This is a genomic window from Aquamicrobium segne (genome assembly GCF_042656785.1).
Taxonomy (GTDB): domain Bacteria; phylum Pseudomonadota; class Alphaproteobacteria; order Rhizobiales; family Rhizobiaceae; genus Mesorhizobium; species Mesorhizobium segne.
Genome location: NZ_JBHSLL010000012.1, coordinates 279,252 through 304,724 on the forward strand (window position 1 = coordinate 279,252; position 25,473 = coordinate 304,724).

At 55.9% G+C, this 25,473-nt stretch carries 23 protein-coding genes; 13 read left to right on the forward strand and 10 right to left on the reverse strand.

From position 1 onward, the window contains the following. Positions 1-21 precede the first annotated feature (21 nt). Positions 22-1,434, reverse strand: coding sequence for a metalloprotease TldD (tldD, locus tag ACFPLB_RS04630; RefSeq protein WP_378228164.1), 1,413 nt, complete (start codon positions 1,432-1,434; stop codon positions 22-24). A gap of 83 nt (positions 1,435-1,517) precedes the next feature. Beyond that, the gene (locus tag ACFPLB_RS04635) at positions 1,518-2,042 is read right to left on the reverse strand and encodes an invasion associated locus B family protein (protein ID WP_378228166.1); all 525 of its coding nucleotides are present in this window, start codon (positions 2,040-2,042) and stop codon (positions 1,518-1,520) included. Positions 2,043-2,376: 334 nt separating this feature from the next. Between ACFPLB_RS04635 and coxB the strand changes: the two genes are divergently transcribed. The 11 genes from coxB to rnhA all read left to right on the forward strand — a co-directional run bounded on the left by coxB (position 2,377) and on the right by rnhA (position 11,546). After that, positions 2,377-3,243 carry a cytochrome c oxidase subunit II gene (coxB, locus tag ACFPLB_RS04640; protein ID WP_378228167.1) on the forward strand — a complete coding sequence of 289 codons (867 nt, stop codon included), beginning with the start codon at positions 2,377-2,379 and terminating at the stop codon, positions 3,241-3,243. A gap of 37 nt (positions 3,244-3,280) precedes the next feature. Beyond that, positions 3,281-4,927 (forward strand): cytochrome c oxidase subunit I, encoded by a 1,647-nt coding sequence (gene ctaD, locus ACFPLB_RS04645; RefSeq protein ID WP_378228169.1) that lies wholly within the window; start codon positions 3,281-3,283, stop codon positions 4,925-4,927. Between the two features lie 103 nt (positions 4,928-5,030). Beyond that, positions 5,031-5,972: a heme o synthase gene (locus ACFPLB_RS04650; RefSeq protein WP_378228171.1), complete on the forward strand. Its 942-nt coding sequence runs from the start codon at positions 5,031-5,033 to the stop codon at positions 5,970-5,972. Positions 5,973-5,977: 5 nt separating this feature from the next. Beyond that, on the forward strand, positions 5,978-6,136 hold the full coding sequence (locus ACFPLB_RS04655; RefSeq protein ID WP_378228173.1) for a hypothetical protein: 159 nt from the start codon (positions 5,978-5,980) through the stop codon (positions 6,134-6,136). Positions 6,137-6,145: 9 nt separating this feature from the next. Further along, positions 6,146-6,775 carry a cytochrome c oxidase assembly protein gene (locus ACFPLB_RS04660; RefSeq protein WP_378228174.1) on the forward strand — a complete coding sequence of 210 codons (630 nt, stop codon included), beginning with the start codon at positions 6,146-6,148 and terminating at the stop codon, positions 6,773-6,775. Position 6,776: 1 nt separating this feature from the next. Then, positions 6,777-7,655, forward strand: coding sequence for a cytochrome c oxidase subunit 3 (locus ACFPLB_RS04665; protein WP_378228175.1), 879 nt, complete (start codon positions 6,777-6,779; stop codon positions 7,653-7,655). A gap of 150 nt (positions 7,656-7,805) precedes the next feature. After that, the gene (locus ACFPLB_RS04670) at positions 7,806-8,213 is read left to right on the forward strand and encodes a DUF983 domain-containing protein (protein ID WP_378228176.1); all 408 of its coding nucleotides are present in this window, start codon (positions 7,806-7,808) and stop codon (positions 8,211-8,213) included. Further along, on the forward strand, positions 8,210-8,962 hold the full coding sequence (locus ACFPLB_RS04675) for an SURF1 family protein (RefSeq protein WP_378228178.1): 753 nt from the start codon (positions 8,210-8,212) through the stop codon (positions 8,960-8,962). The genes ACFPLB_RS04670 and ACFPLB_RS04675 overlap by 4 nt, the downstream gene beginning before the upstream one ends. A gap of 142 nt (positions 8,963-9,104) precedes the next feature. Beyond that, positions 9,105-10,139: a 4-hydroxy-3-methylbut-2-enyl diphosphate reductase gene (gene ispH, locus ACFPLB_RS04680; RefSeq protein WP_378228387.1), complete on the forward strand. Its 1,035-nt coding sequence runs from the start codon at positions 9,105-9,107 to the stop codon at positions 10,137-10,139. A 10-nt stretch (positions 10,140-10,149) separates the two neighbouring features. Further along, positions 10,150-11,112: a homoserine kinase gene (locus ACFPLB_RS04685; RefSeq protein ID WP_378228180.1), complete on the forward strand. Its 963-nt coding sequence runs from the start codon at positions 10,150-10,152 to the stop codon at positions 11,110-11,112. Next, the gene (gene rnhA, locus ACFPLB_RS04690) at positions 11,109-11,546 is read left to right on the forward strand and encodes a ribonuclease HI (RefSeq protein WP_378228182.1); all 438 of its coding nucleotides are present in this window, start codon (positions 11,109-11,111) and stop codon (positions 11,544-11,546) included. The genes ACFPLB_RS04685 and rnhA overlap by 4 nt, the downstream gene beginning before the upstream one ends. A gap of 51 nt (positions 11,547-11,597) precedes the next feature. On the opposite strand, the gene ACFPLB_RS04695 is transcribed toward rnhA, so the two are convergent. Further along, positions 11,598-12,083 (reverse strand): peroxiredoxin, encoded by a 486-nt coding sequence (locus ACFPLB_RS04695; RefSeq protein ID WP_378228183.1) that lies wholly within the window; start codon positions 12,081-12,083, stop codon positions 11,598-11,600. An 86-nt stretch (positions 12,084-12,169) separates the two neighbouring features. Further along, a complete protein-coding gene (locus tag ACFPLB_RS04700) occupies positions 12,170-13,021 on the reverse strand; it encodes a protein-disulfide reductase DsbD domain-containing protein (protein ID WP_378228184.1) in 852 nt (283 codons plus the stop codon). Positions 13,022-13,076: 55 nt separating this feature from the next. On the opposite strand from ACFPLB_RS04700, the gene ACFPLB_RS04705 reads away from it, so the two are divergent. Continuing rightward, positions 13,077-13,688 carry a YqgE/AlgH family protein gene (locus ACFPLB_RS04705; RefSeq protein ID WP_378228185.1) on the forward strand — a complete coding sequence of 204 codons (612 nt, stop codon included), beginning with the start codon at positions 13,077-13,079 and terminating at the stop codon, positions 13,686-13,688. A 229-nt stretch (positions 13,689-13,917) separates the two neighbouring features. Here ACFPLB_RS04705 and ACFPLB_RS04710 read toward each other — a convergent pair whose 3' ends face one another. From ACFPLB_RS04710 to thrC, 4 genes are all read right to left on the reverse strand, one after another. Beyond that, entirely contained in the window at positions 13,918-16,827 is a 2,910-nt protein-coding gene (locus tag ACFPLB_RS04710) for an EAL domain-containing protein (protein WP_378228186.1), read from the reverse strand. 65 nt (positions 16,828-16,892) lie between these two features. Further along, on the reverse strand, positions 16,893-17,477 hold the full coding sequence (locus ACFPLB_RS04715) for a GNAT family N-acetyltransferase (RefSeq protein ID WP_378228187.1): 585 nt from the start codon (positions 17,475-17,477) through the stop codon (positions 16,893-16,895). Between the two features lie 12 nt (positions 17,478-17,489). Next, positions 17,490-18,782, reverse strand: a complete 1,293-nt coding sequence (locus ACFPLB_RS04720) for a M16 family metallopeptidase (RefSeq protein WP_378228188.1) — start codon at positions 18,780-18,782, stop codon at positions 17,490-17,492. Between the two features lie 30 nt (positions 18,783-18,812). Further along, complete coding sequence (thrC, locus tag ACFPLB_RS04725) at positions 18,813-20,222, reverse strand: threonine synthase (RefSeq protein ID WP_378228189.1); 1,410 nt, start codon at positions 20,220-20,222, stop codon at positions 18,813-18,815. 117 nt (positions 20,223-20,339) lie between these two features. Between thrC and ACFPLB_RS04730 the strand changes: the two genes are divergently transcribed. Continuing rightward, entirely contained in the window at positions 20,340-21,041 is a 702-nt protein-coding gene (locus tag ACFPLB_RS04730) for a hypothetical protein (protein ID WP_378228190.1), read from the forward strand. A 166-nt stretch (positions 21,042-21,207) separates the two neighbouring features. Here the strand turns inward: ACFPLB_RS04730 and smc are convergent, their stop codons facing one another. Next, on the reverse strand, positions 21,208-24,666 hold the full coding sequence (gene smc, locus ACFPLB_RS04735; protein WP_378228191.1) for a chromosome segregation protein SMC: 3,459 nt from the start codon (positions 24,664-24,666) through the stop codon (positions 21,208-21,210). Between the two features lie 82 nt (positions 24,667-24,748). Beyond that, complete coding sequence (locus ACFPLB_RS04740) at positions 24,749-25,441, reverse strand: DsbA family protein (RefSeq protein WP_378228192.1); 693 nt, start codon at positions 25,439-25,441, stop codon at positions 24,749-24,751. Positions 25,442-25,473 lie beyond the last annotated feature (32 nt).

Below are 25,473 nucleotides of genomic sequence, written 5' to 3' on the forward strand. Positions count from 1 at the left end.
AGAAGAGGCGGTAAAAAAGAATCAGAGTTGGGTGCCGCCAACCGTCATCTGATCCATGCGCAGATGTGGCTGGCCCACACCAACCGGTACCCACTGGCCAGCCTTGCCGCAATTGCCGACGCCTGTGTCGAGCTTCATGTCATTGCCGACCATGGAAATGCGGTGCATGGCGTCCGGCCCGTTGCCGATCAGCATGGCCCCTTTGATCGGGCGGGTCACCTTGCCATCCTCGATCATATAGGCCTCGGTGCAGCCGAACACGAATTTTCCTGAGGTGATATCGACCTGACCGCCGCCAAAGGAAACGGCATAAATGCCATTTTTGACCGAGGTGATGATTTCTTCGGGGGTCTTGTCGCCGGACATCATGAAGGTGTTGGTCATGCGCGGCATGGGCCGGTAGGCATAGCCCTGGCGTCTGCCATTGCCGGTCGCCTTCATGTTCATCAGGCGGGCATTTTGCCGGTCCTGCATGTAATTGACCAGCCTGCCGTCCTCGATCAGCACATTATGGGCGCTGGGGGTACCTTCATCATCGACCGTGATGGACCCGCGCCGTTCGGGAAATGTGCCATCATCAACCACGGTAATGCCTTTTGCCGCGACCTGCTCGCCCATCAACCCGGAAAAGGCGGAAGCTTTCTTGCGATTGAAATCACCCTCCAGCCCGTGGCCAACCGCTTCATGCAGCATGACACCGGGCCAGCCATTGGCCAGAACAATGTCGAACGTGCCGGCAGGCGCAGGTGCTGCCTCCAGATTGACCAGAGCCTGTCGCAAGGCTTCGTCAGCGGCATATTGCCAGCTTTCCTCGCTTAGAAAATCGTCAAAGCCTTTGCGCCCACCCATGCCATAAGAGCCGCTTTCCTGACGCTCACCATCGCCGACCACCACTGATATGTTCATGCGAACCATCGGGCGAATATCGTGAACCACCTGCCCGTCACCGCGCAAAATTTCCACATGCTGCCATGAGGAGGCAAGCGAGGCGGTCACCTGGCGCACCCGGGGGTCGGCATTGCGGGCATAGGCGTCAATGTCTTGCAAGAGCTTTGCTTTTGCATCGAAACCGGGTGAGGGAATAGGGTTTTCGTCAGAATAAAGATGGTGGTTGGTGCGCGAAGGCGCCTCAGCCAGCGTGGCTTGATGCCCGTTTTTGACGGTGGAAACCGCATCGCTGGCGCGTAAAAGAGCGGCGTGCGACAACTCGCTGGAATGGGCGTAACCCGTTGCTTCCCCCGCGACAGCGCGCAATCCAAAGCCACGATCGGTGTTGAAGCTGGCTGTTTTAAGCCGGCCATTATCAAACATCAGTGATTCGCTTTGGCTGTGTTCTAAAAACAATTCGCCATCATCCGCGCCATGTAACGTGTCAGCTACAAGCCTGCGGATGCGTTCTTCAGAAATATCAAATTCGGAAAGCAGGCTGGTCATGGCTCATCCTCGATAACAGGTTTCATGTGCCATGTAGGCGTGGCAAACCTGTTCGGCAATGTGCCTTGCAAACAGGGGCAGGATCAGGGCAGGGCGGCAAAGCCGTCAGAAAAGCCGGTCAGATCAACCGGAATGCCAATGCCTTCTTCGGGTGTCTGGAAAATGATGAAGGTGGCAAAAGCGCCTGCCTTCAACGTATCCAGCAATGGTTTTTCCAAAATCACCTCAGCATAGCAGCCATCTTGAAAGCAGCGCACAAAATAGGCGCGGCCAATATCCTTGCCATCGACATTCAGGCCAAGCCCGTTGGGCAAGAGCACACCAAGCGGGGCAAGGATGCGCAGGATTTCAGCCTTGTTGTCGGCGGTGCGCAGCACAACCACGGACAGGCCCATTTCCGGTCGATCCTCGGCGACGACATTTTGCATCATCACGCATTGCTCGGAATTGGCGCCGGGCGGCGTGTCACAAATCACCGACCACGCACCATGGGTGGAGCGTACGGTTCCACTTTGTTGAGCAGAGGCCGGAATGGACACCGACATTGCTCCCAGCGATGCGGCGAGGAAAATAACCTTCGCCAAGGTTTTTAAAACCTGAGACTTCATGATGGCTCCACTGCGAATCGCCACAATCCTATGCCGCACTGGCGCACAGTGAAAGGATGTGAAAGCCTCCAATCGCCCTGGACTGCGGCAATAATAGGTTTTTGCACTTCTATTTTGACCTCGCAGCCAGCTTGCGGCATTGTTATTATAAATAGTGACACTGATGCGCTATTATGTCACCACGCGCAAAAATGCCGCATGGATGATCCGGGTCCTTCCTTGCAGAGGGAAACAGAGTATGGTTTGAACCGCCATTAGCTGACCGGGATTCCCGTTCCGGCACTATTAGGTTTATCCTCACGCCAGATGCGTGAGCAGGGGGAGTTGAAGAGCGATGAAAAGATTCATTGCGGGAGGCGTCGGCACTGCCGTCGCATTGTTCTCCGCAGCGACAGTATGGGCCGCACAGCCCGTGGACTGGGAGTACAGGTTCCAGCCTGCCGCAACCGACATCATGCGCCAGATCGCCTGGTTTGAGGGCTATACGCTGGCTTTTCTCATTCCGATCACGCTGCTGGTGCTCTTGCTGCTGCTTTATTGCATCATCCGTTTTCGTGCGAGCGCCAATCCGACGCCGTCGCGCACCAGTCACAATACGCTGATCGAGGTGATCTGGACGGTCGGTCCGGTTCTGGTTCTGCTGCTTTTGGCTGTGCCCTCCTTCCAGTTGCTGACCAATCAGTATACGCCGCCGGAAGAGGCTAAGCTGACGATCAAGGCAACCGCCAATCAGTGGAACTGGGATTACGAGTATCAGGGCGATGAGGATTTGTCGTTCAACTCGGCCATGTTGCAGGAGGGCGACCGTGCTGCTGCTGGCAAGGAGGATAAATCACTTTATCCGCGCCTGCTGGCTGTCGATAATGAAATGGTTGTTCCGGCCAATACAATGGTGCGGGTTCTGGTGACGGCCTCTGACGTGATCCATGCTTTTGCAATGCCAGCCTTTGGTCTCAAGACCGATGCGGTTCCGGGCCGCCTGAGCGAGATCTGGTTCAAGGTCGAGAAAGAAGGCTTTTATTACGGCCAGTGCTCGGAGCTTTGTGGCAAGGATCATGCGTTCATGCCGATCGCTATCCGGGTCGTTTCCCCGCAACAGTATGAAAGCTGGGCCGCGGCGGCTGCAGGCGATCTGCCTGCTGCCAACAAGGCGCTGACTGCGCAGATCGAAGCGGCCGGCAAGCTGGCCGCGGCGAATTGACCCCGCAACCCAGATATTCAAGGTAACGGAGCCGAAAATGGCACATGCTGTAACACATGATGAGCACCACGCCCCGCGTGGCCTTGCTCGCTGGGTCTATTCGACCAACCACAAGGACATCGGGACGCTTTATCTGATCTTCGCGATCATGTCCGGTATTATTGGTGGCGCCATGTCAATCATGATGCGCTGGGAACTGGCCGAGCCGGGGATTCAGATTTTTCACGGTCTGGCCTCCATGGTCTATGGCGTTGATGGCGAGGCGGCCATCGATGCGGGCAAGCACATGTTCAACGTGTTCACCACCATGCACGCGCTGATCATGATCTTCTTCATGGTCATGCCCGCGCTGATCGGCGGTTTTGCCAACTGGATGATCCCGATCATGATCGGTGCGCCTGACATGGCGTTTCCGCGCATGAACAACATCTCGTTCTGGCTGCTGCCGCCAGCCCTGATCCTGCTGCTGATCTCGTTCTTCGTGCCAAGTGCGCCGGGCGCGCATGGTATTGGTGGCGGCTGGACCATGTATCCGCCCTTTTCGACAACCGGCCAGCCGGGCCCTGCAATGGATTTTGCCATTCTCTCGGTTCACATTGCCGGTATCTCGTCGATCCTGGGCGCCATCAACTTCATCACCACCATTTTCAACATGCGCGCACCTGGCATGACCCTGCACAAGATGCCGTTGTTTGCCTGGTCGGTGCTGATTACGGCTTTCCTGCTGCTGTTGTCGCTTCCGGTTCTGGCCGGTGGCATCACCATGCTGCTGACCGACCGTAATTTCGACACGGCCTTCTTCAATCCTGAAGGTGGTGGAGATCCGATCCTGTATCAGCATCTGTTCTGGTTCTTCGGTCACCCTGAAGTCTATATTCTGATCCTGCCCGGTTTCGGTATTGTCAGTCACATCGTCTCGACCTTCTCGCGCAAGCCGGTCTTTGGCTATCTGGGCATGGCTTACGCCATGGTCGCCATCGGCGCCGTTGGCTTTGTCGTGTGGGCTCACCACATGTTCACGTCGGGTATTTCTTTGAATGCCCAGCGTTACTTCACCTTCGCCACCATGGTGATTGCAGTGCCGACCGGCATCAAGATCTTCTCATGGATTGCGACCATGTGGGGCGGGTCGATCACCTTCAAGTCGCCCATGCTGTGGGCCATCGGCTTCATCTTCCTGTTTACCGTGGGCGGTGTGACCGGGGTGCAACTGGCCAATGCGGGTCTTGATCGCATGTATCATGACACCTATTATGTGGTGGCGCATTTCCACTATGTGCTGTCACTGGGTGCGGTGTTTGCAATCTTTGCGGCCTGGTATTACTGGTTCCCGAAGATGACCGGCTACATGTATTCGTCGAAAATTGCCGACCTTCACTTCTGGGTCACATTCATCAGCGTCAATGTGGTGTTCTTCCCGCAGCACTTCCTGGGGCTGGCCGGTATGCCGCGTCGCTATATCGACTACCCGGATGCTTATGCGGGCTGGAATATGGTGTCGTCTTACGGCTCTTATTTTGCCGGAATCGGTGTGCTGATCTTCCTCTATGGCGTGTTTGAAGCCTTCCAGAAGAAGCGCGTTGCAGGCGCCAATCCATGGGGTCCGGGTGCGACCACGCTGGAATGGCAATTGCCATCGCCGCCGCCTTATCACCAGTGGGAGCAATTGCCCCGCATCCGTTGATACGGCAATTCAATACAGGCCGCCGACATCGGTCCGGCGGCCTGAACGCAGTAAAACCTGCCTGCAGTCCAGCCCGTAGTCCAGATTGAGCTTTGAGTTAAGAATGGCCCTGATCGACGACAGACATATAAACGAAGCACCGCTTCGCATGTCGGAAGCGACGCCTGGCGATTACATCACGCTGTTGAAGCCGCGTGTCATGTCGCTGGTTGTCTTCACGGCCGTTGTCGGCTTGCTGGCGGCCCCCGGCCAGATGAATCCATGGCTGGCCATTATTGCCATTCTGGCCATTGCCGTTGGTGCGGGCGCGTCCGGCTCGCTCAACATGTGGTATGATGCCGATATCGACAAGGTCATGAGCCGCACGGCCAACCGCCCGGTTCCTGCTGGTCGGGTGACGCCCGGAGAAGCTCTGGCCTTCGGTCTGGTTTTGTCTGTTCTGTCGGTGATGACGCTTGGCGTTCTCATCAACTGGCTGTCAGCGTGGCTGCTGGCTTTTACCATCTTCTTTTATGCGGTGGTTTACACCATGTGGCTCAAGCGCTGGACGCCACAGAATATTGTGATCGGCGGGGCCTCAGGCTCCTTTCCTCCGATGATCGGCTGGGCGGCTGCCACCGGCAATATCAGCCTTGAAAGCATCATCCTTTTCCTCATCATCTTCTTGTGGACGCCGCCGCATTTCTGGGCGCTGGCCCTGTTCAAGTCAGGTGATTATGAGCGCGCGGGCATTCCGATGATGCCGAATGTGGCAGGCCATGCCTCGACGCGCCGCCAGATTTTTGCCTATGCGCTGGTGCTGGCCCCGATTGGCGTGGCCCCATGGCTGCTTGGCTATACGACACTCTTTTATGGGGTGGTGTCGCTGGGGCTGGGCGCTGGTTTTGTCTGGTATGCCTGGAAAGTTCTGAGAATGCGCGATGATGACAAGGTCATGCAACCGGCCAAATCATTGTTCGGCTTTTCACTCATCTATCTTTTCGTCATTTTTGCAGCCTATCTTCTGGACGGGCTTGTCGCCTATCTCATGGCGGCAGGAGTATGAGCACCATGGGCGAGCTTGAAACGGTCGATCTGACTGAAAAGCAGAAAAAGGCGCGGCGCGGGCGCTCGATTGCGATCGGTCTTGCACTGGTCGGTCTGGTGGTTGTCTTTTATGTCGCCACACTGGTGAAATTTGGCCCGGCCATTCTCAACAGGGCATTTTGAGCTAAGGATATGACCAGCACCTCTGACAAGGATAAGGCAAAACAACAGAGCAACCAGAAGGTTGCTCTGATTTGTGTCGCCTTTTTCTGCGGCATGATCGGCATGGCTTATGCGGCGGTGCCGCTTTACACGCTGTTTTGTCAGGTGACCGGCTATGGCGGCACCACGCAGCGGGTGACACAATATTCAGACCGCGTTCTGGATCGTGACATCACCATTCGTTTTGACGCCAATACGGCCAATGGCATAGCGTGGAAATTTGCGCCGGTGGATCGTGCGGTCACGCTCAAGATCGGTGAAACCGGACAGGCCCATTATACCGCAACGAATGTGGCTTCCATGCCCACAGGCGGGCGCGCCACCTTTAATGTGACGCCGCCTGCTGCCGGGGCCTATTTCAACAAGGTGGAATGTTTCTGCTTTACCGACACCACGCTTGCTGCGGGTGAAACGATGGATATGCCGGTAGTTTTTTATGTCGATCCCGACATTGTGGATGCACCGGAACTGAAAAATGTGACCACAATCACATTGTCCTACACCATGTTCCCGATCGATGCAGATGAATCTGCGGTGACCGGTTCGATCGGAACCAACAACAAACCAACAGAAAATACACAAGAAAGTCTTGGGGGTTGAGATGGCGGAAGCACAGGCAAAACAACACGACTATCACATTCTCGATCCCAGCCCCTGGCCGATTCTCGGCTCTTTTGGCGCGTTGCTCATGTGCATTGGCGGCGTGTTCTGGATGCAATATCTGAAGGGCAATGAATTCCTGGTTTTTGGCGCCAATATGGCGTCGCCTTGGCTGTTCTGGATCGGCGTGCTCGTCGTCTTATACACCATGTATGGCTGGTGGTCAGACACGGTCAAGGAAGCGCATGAGGGACATCACACACGGGTGGTTTCCCTGCATCTGCGCTATGGCATGATGATGTTCATCGCCTCCGAGGTGATGTTCTTTGTCGCCTGGTTCTGGGTGTTTTTTGATGCCAGCCTGTTCCCGAGCGATGCTGCCCAATATGCGCGCACCGAATATACGGGAGGCGTCTGGCCGCCAAAGAGCATCGAGGTTCTCGATCCTTTCTATCTGCCGCTTTACAACACCATTATTCTGCTGTTGTCGGGCACGACGCTGACCTGGGCGCATCATTCCCTGCTGGTTGACGATCGCAAGGGGCTGGTTGCCGGTCTGGCGCTGACCGTGGCGCTGGGTGTCTTGTTCAGCTTTGTGCAGGTCTATGAATATGCCAATGCACCTTTCGCGTTCAAGGAATCCATCTATGGCGCCACCTTCTTCATGGCGACCGGGTTCCATGGTTTCCACGTTTTTGTCGGAACCGTTTTCCTGACCGTGTGCCTGATCCGCTCGATCCGCGGGGATTTCACGCCAAAGCAGCATTTTGGCCTTGAGGCGGCTGCCTGGTACTGGCATTTCGTTGACGTGGTGTGGCTGTTCCTTTTCGCCACCATCTATGTCTGGGCTTCGGTGGGCGGCACCATCGCCGTTCACTAAGGCACAAGCTGGAATATTATGACAGAAAAGGCGGCTGCGGTGACGTGGCCGCCTTTTCATTTTTGCATCAAGCCTGTCTTTTGAACTTAAAAAACAGCTTCAGGGTAAAGACAGGCAGCAAAGCAATATCAGGACAGGTTTTTTGCGGATATGACACAAGACCAAATGCCAAATGAGCAGGATCAGGCTTTGTGGGCGCCTGTTGATCCGGTGCGCGCCGGGATTGGCGGTTGTTGTCCGCGCTGCGGGGAGGGGCGGCTTTTTTCAGGCTTTCTCTCGGTGGCCAAAAAATGCAATTCTTGTGCACTGGATTATTCCTATGCCGATTCAGGCGACGGTCCGGCAGTGTTTGTCATTTTGATTATTGGCTTCATTGTGGTTGGCTTGGCCTTGTGGGTTGAGGTCAGCTACAGCCCTTCATTGCTGGTTCATATGCTGTTGTGGGTTCCGCTCACACTGTTTTTGACTTTGCTTTCGCTGCGCTGGATCAAGGGCATTCTTCTGAGCCTGCAATATGTCAACAAGGCTGCACCGGGCAGGCTGGATCAGGATAAATGAGCAGCGAAGTGCCAATCAGAAAAAAGGGCGGTGGCCGGTCATGGTTTGCTTTTGTGCTGGGCCTGATCGTGCTGGCCATTTTGCTGGCGCTTGGTACATGGCAGGTGCAAAGGCTGGCATGGAAGGAAGGTCTGCTTGCCACCATTGAACAGCGCATGCACGCGCCGCCGCTTGGATTACGCGATGCAGAACAGCTTTTTGCCCAAACCGGTGATGTAGATTATGTGCCGCTTTCGGTGCAAGGCACTTTTCTTCATGAAGGCGAGCGCCATTTTCTGGCTACATGGAATGGTCAATCGGGATTTTATGTCTATACGCCGCTGAAGCTGGAGGACGGTCGCTTCCTGCTGGTGAACCGTGGTTTTGTGCCCTACGACAAGAAGGATGCGGCCAGCCGGGCGCAAGGGCAGATAGAGGGCAATGTGACCATTACCGGACTGGCGCGCAATCCTCTGGGTGAAAAACCATCAAGCCTCATTCCAGATAATGATCTGGCCAAAAATGTGTTTTACTGGAAGGATCGGGATGTGATGGCTGCAACGGCTGGATTGCCTGCCGGCTATGTGTTGGTGCCATTTTTTCTGGATGCCGATGAAACACCCAATCCGGGTGGCTGGCCGGTTGGCGATGTGACCATTATTGCATTGCCCAATAATCATCTGGGCTATGCGGTGACCTGGTATGGGCTGGCGGCAGCCCTTGTTGGTGTAATGGTGTTTGCACGGGTCGGGCGGCGCAGGCCTCAATAGCAGCTCAAGGCAAGAGAACGGGTCTGGCTACAGGTCGGCGGGCCTTGACACAGGGGGCCTGGTCACCCCATGTCGGACCACATGTGATGCGCCCGGATGGACATGCCCGAATGGACATGTGTTGAGAAAGAATTTGAACAACATGCTTCAGACCACTTCAAACGGGACTGTGACCACAGGCACAAAACCTTCCTTGACGATCAGGCTTTGTCAGCCGCGCGGATTTTGTGCCGGTGTGGACCGGGCGATCCAGATCGTGGTTCTGGCGATCAAGAAATATGGCACGCCGGTCTATGTGCGCCATGAGATCGTGCATAATCGCTATGTGGTTGAAGGCTTGCAGAAATTAGGTGCGGTGTTCATTGAGGAATTGAACGAGATTCCTGATGAGAACCAGCATTGTCCGGTGGTGTTTTCAGCGCATGGTGTGCCGAAATCTGTTCCAGCCGATGCAAAGGCACGCAATCTGTTTTATCTGGACGCCACCTGCCCGTTGGTGTCCAAGGTTCATAAACAGGCCATCCGCCACCACCGCCATGGCCGCCATGTGCTTTTGATCGGCCATGCCGGGCACCCCGAGGTGATTGGCACAATGGGGCAATTGCCTGATGGCGCTGTGACCTTGATCGAGACGGAAGATGATGTTCGCAGTTTTCAGCCGCAAGATGGGCTGGAATTGGGTTTTGTGACCCAGACGACGCTGTCGGTGGAAGATACGGCTCATATTCTGGAAGCCTTGCAGGAGCGTTTTCCGGCCATGCAGGCCCCGGCGGCGGAATCGATCTGTTATGCAACCACCAACAGGCAGGAAGCGGTCAAGGAAACTGCACCCGGCGCTGATCTTTATCTGGTGGTTGGCGCGCCAAACTCGTCCAATTCACGGCGGCTGGTCGAGGTTGCCGAGCGGGCGGGCGCACGCATGTCGCTTCTGGTGCAGCGGGCCAGTGAAATTCCCTGGGACGATATTGGTGATATTTCCATACTTGGGCTTTCGGCAGGGGCTTCTGCGCCGGAGATTATTGTCGATGAGATCATTGAGGCCTTCAAACAGCGTTTTGAGGTTACGGTGGATCTGGCCATCACGGCCACCGAAACTGAAGATTTTCCTGTCATGCGCGCCTTGCGCGATGTGGAACTGACCAAGGCCGACATGGCCTTTGTCAATGGCGAACGATAAGCAGGCACATATGGCTGTCTATACCGATATCACCGAGGGTGATCTGGGCGCATTCTTGCGCAATTATTCCATTGGCGAGCTTTTGTCCTATAAAGGCATTGCCGAGGGTACGGAAAACTCCAATTTCCTGCTGCATACAAGTACGGGCCCATTCATCCTGACGCTTTATGAAAAGCGGGTGGAAGAGGCTGATCTGCCGTTTTTTCTTGGGTTGATGGATCATCTGGCAGCCAGGGGTATTTCCTGCCCGCTGCCCGTGCATCGTCATGATGGCGGCACGATTGGCACATTGGCGGGGCGTCCTGCCGCCATCATCACCTTTCTGGAAGGCATGTGGCCGCGCAGGCCAACAGTCGTTCATTGCCGTGAAGTGGGAAAAGTTCTGGCGGCCATGCATCTGGCCGGAGCTGACTTTGCGATGACGCGTAAGAATGCGCTGGCGGTTGAGGGTTGGCAGGAGTTATGGGCAGCCTCGCGTGAGCGTGCTGACGAGGTGGCGGCGGGCCTGACGCAGGAGGTGGATGCCGATTTTGCCCTGCTTGAGAAAGAGTGGCCAGACCATCTTCCCAAGGGCATCATTCATGCCGACCTGTTTCCTGACAATGTCTTCTTTCTTGGATCAGAATTGTCGGGGCTGATTGATTTTTATTTCGCCTGTAACGATCTGCTTGCCTATGATCTGGCCACCTGCCTCAATGCCTGGTGCTTTGAAAAGGATATGTCCTTCAACATCACCAAGGGTGCGGCATTGCTTTCCGGGTATCAGAGCGTACGGGTGTTAAGCGATGCGGAAAAGGCGGCACTGCCCGTTCTGGCGCGAGGTTCTGCCCTGCGCTTCATGCTGACAAGGCTTTATGACTGGTTGCATGGGCCAGATGGTGATCTGGTCGTCAAGCGCGATCCTGCTGAATATATCCGCAAGTTGCGGTTCCACCGCAGCATTTCTTCTGTGCAGGAATATGGGCTGTCATGAAGCAGGTGGAGATTTTCACCGACGGGGCCTGTTCGGGAAACCCCGGGCCGGGGGGCTGGGGTGCAATTTTGCGTTTCAACGGGGTGATGCGCGAAATGTCGGGCGGTGAGGCGCAAACCACCAATAATCGCATGGAGTTGATGGCCGCCATTTCAGCGTTGAATGCCCTGAAGGAGCCGTGCGCGGTCGATCTGCACACCGATTCCAGCTATGTAAAAGATGGTATTTCAAGCTGGATTGATGGCTGGAAGCGCCGTGGCTGGAAGACGGCGGCAAACAAGCCGGTCAGGAATGTCGAATTGTGGCAGGCGCTGGATGAAGCCCGCAAACGCCACAAGGTGACGTGGCATTGGGTGAAGGGACATGCCGGTCATGTCGAGAATGAACGCGCTGATGAACTGGCGCGCGAAGGCATGGCGCCGTTCAAGAAATAAGGCCTGCTCTCGAATCTGGAGGTCAGTTTCGGGAACAGGCCTTTATCAGGCTTAAAGCTGTTCGAGAATTTTGGCAGCCGTTGTCTCATCGGTCTTGCTTGGCACAGGCTCGACATTGAGCGCGGTGACTTTACCATCATCAATGATCATGGAAAAACGCTTGGAGCGCAGACCCATGCCCGCTCCGCTCAGGTCCAGATCAAGACCGAGTGCGGTAACGAAAGTCCCGCTGCCGTCAGCCAGATAGGTGATCTTGCCTTCGCCATTGGTAAATTTTTCCCATGCACCCATCACGAAAACATCATTGACGGCCACAACGGCAATAGTATCCACGCCGCGGGCGCGGATGGCGTCATTGTTTTCCAGATAGCCCGGCAGATGATTATTGTTGCAGGTGGGGGTGAAGGCGCCCGGAACACCGAACAGAACCACTTTTTTTCCTGCAAAAATGTCAGCGGTGGTCAGTTCCTTTGCACCATCGGCGGTCATGGTCTTCAAGGTGGCGTCTGGCAATGTGTCGCCAACGGAGATGGTCATGGCAATTCCTCATTCTGTAAAAAGGGGCGATGCAAGCGATAGAGTATTTTGCCGCCGGATGTAACCATCCGTGCTTACAAAACGCTTTAAGGATAGGGCAAAAACCCTGAAACGGCACCCTGTGGTGATGTCAGCGTGTAAGGCACGCCCTTGCCGGAGGGCTTTTGAGCAGGACGCCTTATCACTGCCACTTCAAATATGGTTTTTTTACCATTGTTTTTAAGCAATGGGGTGTCAAAAACATAACCGTCTTCGCCAGCGATAAAAAGATCGGCTGTGTGTGCATCTTGGGGCAGGAACACTTCCACGTTCAGTGTCGCATCTGTTGAACTGACAAGCTCGGCACCAAAATTTTCAGAAGCCGGGTGCGGCAGGGCAGCCCGTGCATTGTGCACCAGAGTTTCGTCCACCACCTCATGTGACAGTTGAGAAGGGCGAAGCGCCAGGCTGGCATGAACCGGAATGCAGATTTTTTCGCATATGCCAATCATCACCTGTGCCGCCAGATCCTCTGGCCGGGCTTTGGGGCCAAGTGTAAAACGAACCGGCAACAGCACTGAATGGTCATAGCCTGCCCATTGTGAATAGCCGTCATCATGGCGGGCGGGAGCCGGAAACTCGAAATTTGCTTGCCTGATATATTTGCCGTCGGGTATGATTTGTGGCGGCACACCACTGTCGCCGGGGTCGCGCCAATAGGTTTTCCAGCCGGGTTTCAAGCTGATTTCAAGCACGCCTTGCAGATGATGATTCTGATCGGGCTGACCTGCCGTCACCAGCCGGATACGCCCGCCTGCATTTTCATGCCACTCCGATGAGGCGGCATGAGCAGGCAGTGCGGCAAGAATGGCGCCAAGCGCAATAGCCGGGATCATCAATAGACGGGAAAAGAAATGACACATGGTTTTCATTTTGGCCTGTGGTGGCTGTCTGCGCAATATCTGATCCTGACGCATCTTTTCAGCGCGGCTGAAACGCGCTAGCCTTGCCTTTATGGATTTACTGTCTGGCAACAATACGGCTGCTGCGCGCGGCGGCTTTCTTGAAGACCACTTCCTCATTGCCATGCCCGGCATGCAGGATGAGCGCTTTGCACGTTCGGTCATCTATGTCTGCGCCCATAGTGAAGAAGGCGCGATGGGATTGATCATCAACCAGACCCAGAAAATCCTGTTTCCCGATCTTCTGGTGCAGCTTGGCATTATGGATGAGCAAGAAGCAATCCGTTTGCCACCGCCAGCCTGTGATCTGGTGATCCGCAATGGCGGTCCTGTCGATCGCAGCCGTGGTTTTGTGCTGCATTCGGGAGATTACCGGGTGGAATCTTCACTGAGCGTGGCCGATAATATCTGCCTGACGGCAACGGTGGATATATTGCGCGCTATTTCCAATGGGCGTGGCCCGAGTCGTGCGCTGATGGCGCTGGGTTATTCTGGTTGGGATGCGGGACAGCTTGAAAGCGAGATTGCCCAGAATGGCTGGCTGACTTGTCCGGCAACATCTGAATTGTTGTTCGATATGGACATCGAGAGCAAATATGAGCGCATCCTTGCTGCGATCGGCATTGATATTGCGCATTTGAGCGCCTCCGCAGGTCATGCTTAAAGCCTGACCCCAAAAAGTTGCAGACTTTTTGGACAAGGTCATGCGTGGAAATAAAAGCCTGACCCCAAAAAGTTGCAGACTTTTTGGACAAGGTCATGCGTGGAAATAAAAGCCTGACCCCAAAAAGTTGCAGGTTTTTTGGACAAGGTCATGCGTGGAAATAAAAGCCTGACCCCCGAAAAGTTGCAGGCTTTTCGGACAAGGTCATGCGGGGAATTAAAACCACTGATCAGGCTTGCGTCAGCGGATAATGTTCCTTGAGCAGCTTGATGACCCCATTGTCGGCAACAGGCGGGCCAAACATGAAGCTTTGCACATATTCGCAGCCGATTTGCCGCAGTTCCAATGCATCGCTTTGATCCGACACACCTTCGGCGACCACTGAAAGCCCCAGCTCATGGGCCATATTGACCATGGATTTGAGCAACATGCTGCGCTTTGGCGTGGTGTCATCGACAAAACTCTTGTCAATCTTGATCGTGTCGAAGGGAAAACGCGTCAGATAGGCAAGCGATGAATAGCCGGTGCCGAAATCATCCAGTGACAGGCCAATGCCAAGCTGGCGCAGCTTGTTGAGCACATGGGCGGCCTGCTCGGGATTGTCCATAACCAGCGATTCGGTCAGTTCCAGCCGGAAACAATGGGGTTTGAGATTGGTGCGTGACAGGATGGAGCGCACATCGCTGACCAGATCGCGGCGGATGAGCTGGCGGCTGGACAGATTGACGGAAACCGACAGCGGCACGTCGCCGATCTGCTTTTGCCAGGACACAAAATCCTCTGCGGCTTTTTGCATGGCAAACAGGCCAAGCGGAACAATCAGACCGCAATTTTCCGCCACGGGAATGAAATCGGCCGGCGGGATCATGCCACGGCGGGGATGCTCCCAGCGCATCAGGGCTTCAAAACCGGCAATGCTGTTGTCTTCCAGCCGCACAATCGGCTGATAGGCAAGGGTCAGCTCCTTGCGCTCAAGAGCGCGGCGCAGGTCGGACTCAAATTGCAGCTTGTCTGTGCCAACCGTGCGGAAGGAGGGACGGAAAGGCTCGATCCGGTCGCCGCCAAACCGCTTGGCCTGATGCAGCGCCAGTTCCGCATCCTTGACCATATCTTCAGCCGATGTCTGGCCTGAGGTCCATGTAATCAGGCCAACAGAAGCCGTGAGCACAATTTCGCGCCGGGCAAAGGTGATGGGTGAACTGATCGCATGTTTGATGGCGTCGGCCATGGCTGCAATACGGGCAGGCTCCTGTTCCGACAACAGCATCAGCGCAAACTGATCTCCGGCAAAACGGGAAAGAGAATCTTGCGGTTTCAAAAGCCGATGCAGCCGCCGTCCGATGGTGAGCAGGATCGTATCACCGGCAGAAATGCCCAGCCCGTCATTCACCTGTTTGAAGCGGTCAATGTCGATAACGAATACGGTGGGACGTATCTTTTCTTCCATGCGGGCAATGGCGATGACCGCTTCCAGCCGGTTTAAAAACAATTCGCGGCTGGGAAGGCCGGTAAGATTGTCGTGAACGGCATTATGAAGAAAGCGCTCTTCCGTCTTCTTGTGCTCGGTGATGTCGATCAAGGTGCCTATACAGCGGATCACCTCTCCGCCGGAGCCAATGACCGGGCGTGCCCGTAGCGCAAACCAGTGATAATGGCCGTCAGCCCCGCGCAGACGAAATTGCTGCCCGATACGCCCGCGCCGATGTTCCAGAATAATGTCTATCGTGGTGCGAAACGTATCGCGGTCATCGGCATGAAGAACCGGCAGCCAGTTGCGTGCTGGGCCATCAAGGCTTCTGGGTTCAAGGCCAAGCTGGAGGCTGATGTCGGGACTGGTCACCACACGGTCGCGCAGCACATCCCAGTCCCAGACAATATCGCCTGCACCCATCACCGCCAGCGCCTGCCGTTCCAGATCGGAAAACAGCCCTTGTTGCAGCCCGCCGCCAGAAAAGGCATGCTGCATGACGGTAAAGCCGATCAGCAGGATGATGAGAACCAGCCCCCCGCCCAGTGCCGGTTGCACAATGTCATTGTCGAGCAGGCCGGTAACCGCCATCCAGGAGCCGACAAGCCATAAAAGCACCATCACCCAGCCCGGAACCAGCATGATGGCGCGATCAAAGCCACGTATGCCCAGATACAGGATCAGCCCTATGCCCACCAATGCGGTGGCGGCAAAGGAGAAGCGGGCAATGCCTGCGGCAATTGGCGGGTCGATAATGGCAATACCGGCAATCAGTGTCAGGCACAGCATCCACACCAGCGCGCCATAGCTAAAATGGCCATGCCAGCGATTGAGGTTGAGATAGGCAAACAAGAACATGACAAAGGTGGCGGCCAGCGCGACTTCCGTTCCCGCGCGCCAGATCTGCTCATTGCCGGGCGAAAGCTCGATGATCTTGTAAAGAAAGCCGAAATCCACGCAGATATAAGCCAGAACAGTCCAGGAAAGGGCGGCTGTCGCCGGAAACATCGACGTGCCTTTGACCACGAATAAAATGGTTAAAAACAGCGCAAGCAGACCGGCAATGCCCAAGACAATGCCGCGATAAAATGTGTAGGAGTTGACCGAATCCTTATAGGCTTCCGGCTCCCATAAATAGACTTGTGGCAGTTTTGGCGAGGCAAGGTCGGCAACGAAGGTAATGACGGCGCCCGGATTGAGCGTAACGCGAAACACATCTGCGTCAGGGCTTGCCTGCCGGTCGAGAGCAAAACCCTCGCTGGGGGTGATGGCTGCAATGCGGGTAGAGCCAAGATCGGGCCATAAAAGGCCGGAATTGACCAGCCGGAAATGGGGCGCAACAATCAGGCGGTCGATCTGCTGGTCGGTGGTGTTGGCCAGTGCAAAGACGGCCCAGTCGCCGGTGGAGCGGCTGTCGTTGGTTTCCACCTCGATCCGGCGCACGATGCCGTCAGGTCCGGGAGCGGTGGAAACCTGAAAATTTTCGCCTTGATTGCGATAGATTTCAACAGCGCCTGACAGGTCGAGCGCCACATCGTCGCGTGAAATCTTGATCGGTTCGACGGCCTGGGCAGTCACAATCTGAAGAAGTAGGACAAGGACCAGAAGTGGAGCGGCTATGGCTGCCGATTTCACGCCCCTGATGGCCCGGTCAATGATCTTGACAGTCATTTTTATTTTTCGGGCTGATATTTTGGAAAATATCGTCAAGACAAGTCCTTTATCTATGCAGGCGTCTATGCGGGCGGCAAATCCGTTTCGACCCGGGCGTAAAGATAGTGGTCCTGCCACCTGCCATTAATCTTCAGATAGGAGTGCAGCAGTCCTTCGCGCTGAAATCCGGCTTTTTCAAGCACCCGGATCGAACGAATGTTTTTCGGGATACAGGCTGCCTCAATCCGGTGCAACTTCAACTTGTCAAATGTGAAGCGCGAAAGGGTTTTAACTGTATCTGTCATGAAACCCTGCCCGGCATAGGGCAAGCCGATCCAATAGCCCAGATGCGCGCTTCTGGAAACGCCGTAGCGGATATTGCCAAGCGTGATGCCACCGACCAGTCGGCCGGATGTTTTTTCAAAAATAAGAAAGGGCATCAATGTCCCGCGGGCCTGTTCTTGCCGGTAATGCTGGATGCGTGCGCGCCATGCCGCGCCACTCAACTCATCCAAAGCCCAGCGTGGCTCCCATGGCTCAAGAAAGTCTCGACTGACAGCGCGCAATTGCGACCATTCGCGATAGTGGGATGTCTGGGGAGAACGCAGGCTGACCCTTTCGCCTTCCAGTACCGGAGCTTCACGGCGGATGAAGGAAAAGGGCAGCATCGTTGCAAAGTTTTACACGGCGATCCGGTGTGTGGCTGACCCTGGGGGAGACAGCACGCCAGCCACGGATTCGTAAGAGGAGAGCGAGCCGATGGGGCCGATGGCGGCCAGAGTGGGCTTGGTGCAAAACAGGCGCTGCGACAGATCGGTCAACCGGCCGACGGTAAGTGCCGACAGGCGTTCCATCAGCTCCTGCGAAGGGATTGGGCGGCCAAACAAAAGAAGCTGGCGGGCAATCTGTGAGGCGCGGCTGGAAGGGCTTTCACCGGCCATGATGAGACCGGCGCGATATTGCGCGCGGGCCCGGTCCAGTTCCTCTTCCAGAATATGATCGCCGATCTTTTGCAATTCACCAGCGATCACCGGAACCAGTTCGCCCAGATTTGCCTGCCCGGTGGCGGCATGAATGCCGAAAATGCCGGTGTCAGAAAAACCCCAGTGGAACGCATAGACGGAATAGCACAGGCCGCGCTTTTCACGCACTTCCTGAAAAAGGCGTGATGACATGCCACCGCCCAGAATCATCGACAGCACCTGTGAGGCATAAAAATCGCGCACATGATAGGCGCGACCCTCAAAGCCGAGAATGATCTGTGCATCCATCAGGTCACGGTTTTCGCGAAAATCACCGCCGACATATTGTGCATATTGTACGGCACCCCCCTGCGCATGGGGCCGCAAACCACCAAACCTGTTTTCCACCTCGTGCACAAACTCATCGTGCTTTACGTCGCCCGCAGCAACGATGATCATGCGATCGGCGCCATATTCGCGCTGGATGAAACGGTGAAGCTGGGCTGAATTGAAAGACATCACCGTTTCAGGCGTGCCAAGAATGGAGCGGCCAAGCGTCTGATGGCGGAAAGCCGTTTCGGTAAAGTGATCAAAAACAATATCGTCGGGCGTGTCATGGGCTGCGCCGATTTCTTGCAGGATGACGTTTTGTTCCCGCTCCAGCTCTTCCGGATCGAAAGTGGAGTTTTGCAAGATGTCGGCAAGAAGATCGACCGCCAGCGGCACATCTGAGGAAAGAACACGGGCATAAAAGGCTGTGGTTTCGACACTGGTTGCGGCGTTGATTTCGCCGCCGACATTCTCGATTTCCGAAGCAATCTGGAAGGCGCTGCGCTGGGCCGTGCCCTTGAAGGCCATATGTTCAAGCAAATGGGCCATGCCATGCTCGTCATCGCGCTCATTGCGGGCCCCGGATTTGACCCAGACGCCAAGAGCAACAGATTCCATGCCTGGAAGCATTTCGGTTGCGACTGTCAGGCCGTTCGACAGACGGCTTACCTCTACACCCATATGGATGACACTCCCCTGTGGCCGGAGGGCCTAGCGGCCCACGCGCGTATGCTGCAAAATACGATCTTCCAACATTTTCTTGTCGGATGGAAGCACTGTATAATTTTCCTTTGCCTCCATCAGATGCGAAAGCCAGGCTGGCAAGGCTGGAAAAACACCGCTGGCCTGGCTGACCGCAGCCGGGAATTTGGCCGGGTGCGCGGTGCCAAGAATAATGTTGGGAATGGCTGATTTTTTTGTGCTTGCCCTGGTCTGGCGCGCAACATGGACGGCGGTGGCTGTGTGCGGATCGAGCAGATAGCCGCTTGAAGCCAATGTGGAGCGGATGGTTTGCGCCGTATCCTCCATGGTTGCGCGCCCGGCAGCAAAATGGTTGCGGATTGTCTCGATTTCCTGCGTTTTTATGGTGAATGCGCCTGATTGCTTCAACCCGTTCATATAGTGGCGTACGGTTTGTGCATTGCGGTTGGAGGCTTCAAACAAAAGGCGCTCGAAATTGGACGAAATCTGAATGTCCATGGAGGGAGAGGTGGTGGCAACCACGCCTTCCATCCGGTACTCGCCGGTTTCCAGGGTGCGGGCCAGAATGTCATTGTCATTGGTGGCGATGGTCAAGACCTCTACCGGCAGGCCCATGCGCTTTGCGGCGTAGCCTGCAAAAATATCACCGAAATTTCCGGTGGGAACGGTAAAGGATACAGCGCGATCAGGTGCGCCAAGTGAAAGTGCAGAGGTAAAATAATAGACGATCTGGGCCATGATGCGCGCCCAGTTGATCGAATTGACGCCTGAAAGAGCCACATGATCGCGGAAAATGTGGTCATTGAACAGTTCTTTGACCAGTCCCTGACAATCATCGAAATTGCCCTCGATGGCCAGTGCGTGAACATTGCTGGCGGTTGAGGTGGTCATCTGGCGCTGTTGCACCGGCGAGACCTTGTCATGGGGAAACAGGATGAAAATATCGGTCCGGCTGCGCCCGGCAAAAGCCTCGATGGCAGCGCCACCCGTATCGCCCGAGGTTGCGCCGATAATGGTGGCGCGCTGGTCGCGCTCAGCCAGCACATGATCCATCAGCCGGGCCAGCAATTGCATGGCCACATCCTTGAAGGCAAGGGTGGGTCCATGGAAAAGCTCCAGCACAAAGCTGTTGGGGCCAAGCTGAACCAGCGGACACACCGCGTCATGGCGAAAAGTAGCATAGGCCTCGTTGATCAGCCGTTCCAGAACCGGGGTGGCGATTTCATTGCCGACAAAAGGTGAGAGCACGCGCAGTGCAATCTCTTGATAGGACAGGCCGCGCATGGCGCGGATTTCAGCGGCAGAAAATTGAGGCCATTCCTGCGGAAGATAAAGGCCACCATCACGCGCCAATCCTGCAAGGACTGCATCGGAAAAGCCAAGGCGAGGCGCTTCACCGCGAGTGCTAATATAGTTCATGAGGTGTTTTTTCCGTCTTTCCAGCCAGTCGGCATGTGGATTTATTATTTTCGTCAGTCGCATTTTCGTCGCCAGATTGCTATAGGACACCAGCATCGCGAGAGGGAAGTGCGCTTTATGGTCGTTGCTACATCGAATTTTCGCTTTTTCACAGGGTTTGCTTTTGCCGGCCTGATGCTGGTGATGGCCGGGTGCCAGTCAGGCAGCAGTGATGCGCTGTCTGTGCAGGGCAGGCAGGGTGCCGATGCTTCGGGCGAGAAGATATTGGCCAGCGAGTTGAGGGCCTATTGCCCGACACTGACGCTGCGTGAAGGAACAGCCTATTTTAACACCTATGCCAAAGGCGGGCAGGATGACCCTGACAAGATTGTCTATCAGGCATCTATCAGTGAGGTTACACGCGATTGCAAGCGCGCCAATGGACAGTTGACCATGAATGTGGCTGCTGCCGGTCGTATCGTGCCCGGTCCGCAGGCAACGGCTGGCGCCATCACCATGCCGATCCGTGTTGTGGTGACACGCGGCAGCGAGGTGCTCTATTCACAGCTTCACCAGCACAAGGTGCAGGTCAGCGACACGTCTTCGGCCACCCAGTTTGTGTTTAATGACGCCAATGTCACCGTGCCCGATCCCAGTGCGCGCGATTATCAGGTGTTTGTCGGTTATGATGAAGGCCCGCCAAAGGCCAAGGCACAAGACAAGCCAAGGCCGGTAGCGCGCAGAAAAACTCCAGCCCCGGCGGCTGCCAGGCCTGCCCAGGCCGCTCCGGCAGCGCCCGCACCGTCAGAAACAACCTCGGCGTCGGATATTCCGCGCTGATTGAGCAGAGCGTTTTGCAGCTCTTTATCTCGAAACTGTTTCTCAAGTCTCGAGTGACAGGTTTTAAAGTCTGTCTCCCGAACTGGGAACCAGTTTCGGGATAAAGACATACGTAAAAACAAAGGCTTAAAGCAGGTTGCGTGAATCTGAAAGATTGCGACATGCTTTAGCCAGCATCGCGCATGGTTTCTGCTTGTTGCAGATCGACCGAGACAAGCTGGCTGACACCCTGTTCGGCCATGGTGACGCCAAACAGCCGGTCCATGCGCGCCATGGTGATGGGGTTGTGCGTGATGATGATAAAGCGGGTCTGTGTCGAGGCCGCCATTTCATCCATCAGATTGCAAAAGCGCTCGACATTATGATCGTCTAACGGTGCGTCCACCTCATCCAGAACACAGATCGGAGCTGGATTGGTCAAAAAGACGGCAAAGATCAGCGACATGGCCGTCAGCGCCTGCTCACCGCCAGAAAGCAGGGTCATGGTCTGTGGTTTTTTGCCCGGAGGACGCGCCAGAATTTCAAGCCCTGCCTCCAGCGGATCATCAGATTCGACAAGCTGTAATTGTGCTGTGCCACCGCCAAACAGATGCGTAAACAGACGCTGGAAATGGCTGTTCACCACCTCAAAAGCAGCCAGCAGCCGTTCGCGTCCTTCCCGGTTGAGGCTCAAAATGGCTTGCCGCAGCTTGCGAATTGCCTCGATAATATCATCGCGCTCGGTGATGATGTCTTGCAGCCGCCCGGTCAGCTCACGCTGTTCTTCCTCGGCCCGCAGATTAACCGCTCCCAGCCGCTCACGCTCGATCTTCAACCGCTCCAGCGTGCGCTCCACATTGACAGGGTCAGGCATTGGGTCACCCGATTGCAGGCCGGTGTGACGGATCACCAGATGCGGGGGTGTGTTCAATGCTTCCTGTATGCGCGCTTCAATCTCCTGTCGGCGCTGTTCAGCAGCCGTCAGCCGCTCTTCGGTGCGGGCACGCACTTCGCGCGCCTCAGCCAGCCCTTGAATGGCGCTTGCTGCCGCCCCATCAAGGGCCTTTTGCTCATTTTCAGCTTCCTGAAGCTGGTCTGCCGCCTCATTGCGGCTGGCCTGCGCCTGTGCAAGACGGGACAGCAATTGGCGGCGGCGCAGCTCAAACTCATCCGGGGCATCAACCAGCGCCTCGCGCTCCTCAAGCACTTCTGCGCGACGCTCCTGAAGGGCGCGAATATGGCTGTCGGCATTTTCAAGCCGCATCAGCCAGTTGCGACGTTCAGCTTCAATGGCCTGCAAGCGACGGGCACGAGCTTGCGCCTCATGGTTTAATCCCTCATGAACAGCGCGGGCTTCAGCAAGGCCTGTCCGGTCAGAAAAAACTTCAGCAGATGCCTGTTCAAACCGGGCCTGCAAATCACCGGGGTCGGGTGCAGTGCGCTGTGCTTCTTCAGCCTGCCAGTAAAGCGCAGATATTTCCTCCAGTTCCTCCATCACGCGCTGGCGTGCATCTTCCAGCACAGCACGGCGACTGGTGATTTCACCCTCTGCCCGCTGCGCTTGCGCCAGTGCTGCGCGGGCCTCATCAAGCTTTATTTGCGTGTCACGCAGGCTTTGTCGCGCCGTGCGCTCCGCCTCTATATGGGTGTAAATTGCGGCTTCTGCTGCGCCTAAAACTTCCTCGGCTGCGTGCAATTTCACCGTTGCGGCAATCGCTTCTGCCTCCAGTTCCGTCAGCCGGTTTTTCTGCGCCAGCCGAAGGGCTGCCATTGTGGGGGCATCTGCGCTGGCAACAAAACCGTCCCAGCGCCATAAAGCACCATCGCGTGTCACCAATTGCTGACCGGGGGCCAGGCTGGGCTGAAGGACTGCCCCTTCATGAGGCTCGATTATACCGATCTGCGCCAGACGCCGTGCAAGCTGGCAAGGCGCCTGCACCACTGAACCAAGATTTTTTACCCCTTCCGGCAGTGGCGGGTCATCTGCGACAGGCGCAATATTGCTCCAATAAGCGGGCGCATCCGGGTCCAGAGGTGCTTCAAGATCTTCACCCAGTGCAGCGCCCAGAGCCGCCTCGAACCCGGGTTTCACACTGATTTCTTCCAATATGGCCGAAAACCGATCACTGCCGTCTGCATGAAGCATCCGGGCAAGGGTGCGTGCTTCTGTTTCAATAGCAGCCAGTTGCCCGCGCACATCCTGTAAGGGGCCACGCGCCTTGTTTTCCACCTCGCGGGCTTGCGCGACCGCTTCTTCGCAAGTGGCAACAATTGCCTGTGCTGCCTCCAGCGCGTCTTCTGCCTGCTCGACCCATTCGTGTTTTTCAGCCGGGTCCGGCAAGGCCGCAAGCCGGGCGGCAATCTGGGCAAGCTCACGATCCATTTCGCCAAGCTGGCGGGTAAAGCGATCCCTGCGCTCGCCGACCTCGCGCAAGGACCGCTCAATTTGTGTGCGAAAAGCGGCAGATTCAGCACGTTCAGCCGTCAATCGCGCCAGTTCCGCCTCGCTTCTGCCAAGTCTTTCTGCGGCATCCTCAACAGCCTGCTGCATGGTTTTTGAACGGCCATCGGCCCTGGCAGTGTCTTTAGCAAGCTGGGCTTCTTCTTCAGCCAGCCGCTCCAGAATATCGGCATTTTCAACCACCATGCGTTCTTCGCGGGCAATATCGGCGTCAAGCTGTTCCAGCCGTCTGTGAAGTTCGGACTGGCGCAAGCGCACACGTTGCGCCTCTTCATCCAGTTGGGCATTGGCGATGGACAGGCGCTGGACGCCAGCCGCAGCCGCAGCTTCGGCTTCGCGCAATTGCGGTAATTTATGTGCGGCAATGGCTTGCGCCTTGGCAGCCTCAACCTGTGCGGCTGCGCGTGCTCCGACCTGTGATGTGGCCTCGGTCAGCGCCAAAGCAGTTTCAGCCTCCTGCGCCTTTGCCACACTCCAGCGCAAATGCAGCAAAACCGCCTCGGCCTTGCGAATATCGGCAGACAGGTTTTTGAAACGCGAAGCCTGACGTGCCTGGCGTTTCAGGCTTTCAACCTGACCTTCCAGTTCGCCCACCACATCATCGAGACGTTCCAGATTCTGTTCAGCGCCACGCAGGCGCAATTCAGCCTCATGGCGGCGGCTGTGCAGGCCGGAAATGCCTGCCGCCTCTTCCAGAAGCGCCCGCCTTGCCTGCGGTTTGGCGGCGATAAGTTCACCAATGCGCCCTTGTCCGACCATTGAAGGCGAGCGTGCGCCCGTTGACTGGTCGGCAAACAAAAGCTGCACATCTCTGGCGCGCGCTTCCTTGCCATTGATCCGATAGAGCGACCCTGCCTCACGCTCGATGCGGCGTGAGACCTGCAATTCATCAGCATCATTAAAGGCAGGTGGCGCCGTGCGGTCGCTGTTATCGAGAAACAGGGTCACTTCGGCGGTGTTGCGCGCAGGCCGCGAGCCCGAACCTGAAAAAATCACGTCATCCATGCCGGATGCGCGCATATTCTTGTAAGAGCTTTCGCCCATCACCCAGCGCAAAGCCTCGACAAGATTGGACTTGCCGCAACCATTGGGCCCGACAATACCGGTCAGGCCATGCTCAATGATGAATTCGCAGGGTTCGACGAAGGATTTGAACCCCAGAAGGCGAAGGCGCGAAAACTTCATCTACGCCCTGGCCTTCTGAAACAAGCCACGCGGTAAAAAGAGCGGTGCGCCAAAGGCGACCCGCTCCGGCGCTGCGGAAAAATTAAAGCAGCGGATCGATGATCGCTGACATTTCGTCAATCGACAAAGCTCCCTTGTAGACCTTGCCATTGATGATGAAACTTGGTGTGGAATCGATCTTGAACTCCTCCGCGCCACGCTTTTGAACGGCCCTTACCTGGTCAAGAAGCGCCTGATCCGTCAAGCAGGCATTGAAGCTTTCTTCGGTAAAGCCGGCAAGTTTTGCCAATTGGAACATGGCATCCTTGACGTTTTCGGCAGCCGCCCAGTTCATCTGCTGCTTGAACAGAACATCGATCATCGGGAAATAATTATCACCGGCACACCGTGCCAGCATGAAGCCGGCTTCCGCACGTGGATCGAAGGGGAATTCACGCAGGATGAAACGCACCTTGCCGGTATCGATATATTTCTTCTCCAGTTCCGGATAGGTGTTGACCGCAAAACTGGCGCAATGCGAGCAGGTCATGGAAGCATATTCAACAATGGTGACCTTGGCGTCCTCGCTGCCCTTCACCTTGTCGGGCAGGGCGCCTTCCTTCAAAACCTCTGCCATATTAAACGAGCCGGAAGAAGGCGGGGCGGCAATTGAAGAGGTGGTGGAAGGAGCGGCATTGGCAGCGCCTTGCTGCCCTGAATCACTACAGGCAGCCAGAAACAGCCCGGCAGGCACTACGGCCAGAGAAGACAGAACAGTTCTGCGCGACAAGGTCATACGAATCACCCGATTTGTTTTTCAATTGTGCA